The 2,300-nt window shown below is 72.1% G+C and carries 1 protein-coding gene and 1 pseudogene; one reads left to right on the top strand and one right to left on the bottom strand.

What is annotated here, in order from left to right:
* A pseudogene (locus tag D474_RS27840) lies at nucleotides 1-182 on the bottom strand (HNH endonuclease); the annotation flags it as partial.
* An 864-nt stretch (nucleotides 183-1,046) separates the two neighbouring features.
* On the opposite strand from D474_RS27840, the gene D474_RS0106420 reads away from it, so the two are divergent.
* Entirely contained in the window at nucleotides 1,047-2,285 is a 1,239-nt protein-coding gene (locus tag D474_RS0106420; RefSeq protein WP_017612764.1) for a CoA transferase, read from the top strand.
* Nucleotides 2,286-2,300: the final 15 nt, after the last annotated feature.

Here is a 2,300-nt window from a genome sequence, read left to right as displayed (position 1 = left end):
AACTGGTCGATCTGCTCACGCACCGCCCGGAGGCGCTCCAACACCGTTGCGGCCGCACCGAACGGCACATCCCCCGACATCGTCGCGGTGAAGGTCTGCACCGCAGCCACCAGCGCGGACACGACCGCGTCCGGGGCACTGCCCGGGGCCGTGTCGGTGGGGTCTGCGGTGTTGTTCGCCATGATTCAACAATAAGCGGGAAACCCCGGAAAAGGGGAGTGCCCCAAAGGCCACACAACCCTTACCCATTACGGACTCGGAACCCTCGACTGGCCCGAATTACGGGCGTCCTATTCATCGCAGAAAATGGCCTTGTGGGTAACTCCACGGCGATGGTTTTCCGGGATATTCTGGAACGGGAGAAAGTGTACCCACGCCCCGCCCGCCGGGCGGGAGAATCTCCGAAACGGTGCGCGGCCAGCCCGGCTCGGGCAGCAGGACCCCCGCCGGGCCACCGCACACACGTGTCACCCCCGACACTCAATGCCCCGCCGGGAGTGCGCGGGGCGTGCCGTTGCCTCCGCAGGAGCGAGCCACCGCCCGCACGCCGCAAGCGTTGGTCGCAATGGGGCCACCCCAGGGGGTCTGCTTTTGGACCCCACACCTTTTCGGTTGCGGGGCGGGCCGGAGGGTGTTCGTCGGCGAGAGCGGTCCAGCCCGGGAAAGGGGCGGACCGCACACCCCGAGGCGCCGGCCCCAACCCCGCACAACGCCGCCACACCCCCACCCACACAACGAACAGGGGGTGGCGCCGACGCGGGTTGCGGGAGGCCCCGGCCGGGCTACGCTCGACCCGACGACGAACACCACCCACCCCGACCACAAGCCCACACAGCCCTCCACCTCCAGACCGCGCAGACCCCCACCCACCCCCACCCACGAACCCCCGAGGCAAGGCCGGGAGAACTCGCGGAACCCCAGTTCCGAGCCCCTCCGAGACAGACCTCCGGGGGCACCACCCAGCCACCGGACAACACCGCCACACAACCGAACCCCGCCCCGCCCGACGGTGGAACGTTGGTGCATGATGTGCCCCGCGACACATCATGAGAGGTGGCATCCGTGTCCGAACCGACCCCCTGCCCCTGTCCGGTCTGCGGATCATGGAGCTGTCCAGTTTCGTGGCGACCCCGCTGTGCGGGCTGACACTCGCCCAGCTCGGCGCGGAGGTGATCCGGGTGGAACCGATGGGCGGGGCACCCGACCGGGGCCGCTGGCCACTGAGCGCACAGGGCACCAGCCTGTACTGGACCGGCCTCAACCGCGGCAAGCGCGGCGTCGAGGTCGACCTGTCCCGGGACGAAGGGCGCGCCCTGGTCTCCGACCTGATCGTGGAGGGCGACGGGATCGTCGTCAGCAACGCCGAACGCCGCGGCACACTCGGGGTCGACGCGCTGAGCGAGCGCAGGCCCGATCTGGTGCACGCCACCCTGGTCGGGCGGCGCGACGGCGGTACCGCGGTCGACTACACGGTGCAGGCCGCCACCGGGTTCCCGCTCGCGTCCGGGCCGACCGACCACGAGGGCCCGGTCAACAGCCCGGTACCGACCTGGGACCTTGCGGCCGGGCTGTACCTGGCCACGGGGATCCTGGCCGCCGTGCACCACCGGTCGGCCACCGGGCAGGGGCGGCGACTGCGGCTGGCCCTGGAGGACGTGGCCCTGGCGACCGCAGGCACTCTCGGGCACCTGGCAGAGGCGCAGCTGTGTCCGGAGAGCCCGCGCGAGCCGGACGGCAACCACGTCTACGGGTCCTTCGGGCGCGACTTCACCAGCGCCGACGGTGAACGGTTCATGGTCGTGGCTCTCCCCCCCCGCCACTGGACGGAACTTGTGGAGGCGGCCGGGCTGGGCGAGGTCGTCGAGGCGCTGGAACGCAGCCTGGGCGCCGACCTGTCGCACGAGGGCGAGCGCTACCGGCACCGGGAGGCCCTGGCCGCGCTGCTGGCGTCCTGGTTCGGGCGCACCGGGGCCGAGGACGTACGTGCGGCCCTGGGCGCGACCCGGGTCCTGTGGTCGCAGTACCGGACCTTCGCCGAGACGGCGGCGGGGCTGCCCGACGACCCGCTCTTCCACGAGGCCGAGCAGACCGGCGTGGAACCCCATCTGGCCCCGGCCGCGCCGGTCGCGCTGGACGGGGAGCACACGCCCCCGGCCCCGGCGCCGCGCGTCGGCGAGCACACACACGCGGTGCTGGGTTCCGCGCTCGGGCTGGGCGGAGGCGACCTCGACCGGCTCGTGGAACAGGGGATCGTGCGCCCGGACGGGGGCACATCCGCCGGCTGAGCACTGCGGTGGTGG

It is taken from the genome of Nocardiopsis salina YIM 90010, assembly GCF_000341025.1.
In the GTDB taxonomy this organism is placed as follows: domain Bacteria; phylum Actinomycetota; class Actinomycetes; order Streptosporangiales; family Streptosporangiaceae; genus Nocardiopsis; species Nocardiopsis salina.
Note: the sequence above shows the minus strand (reverse complement) of the source record. Positions and strands in the feature narration are given on the sequence as shown.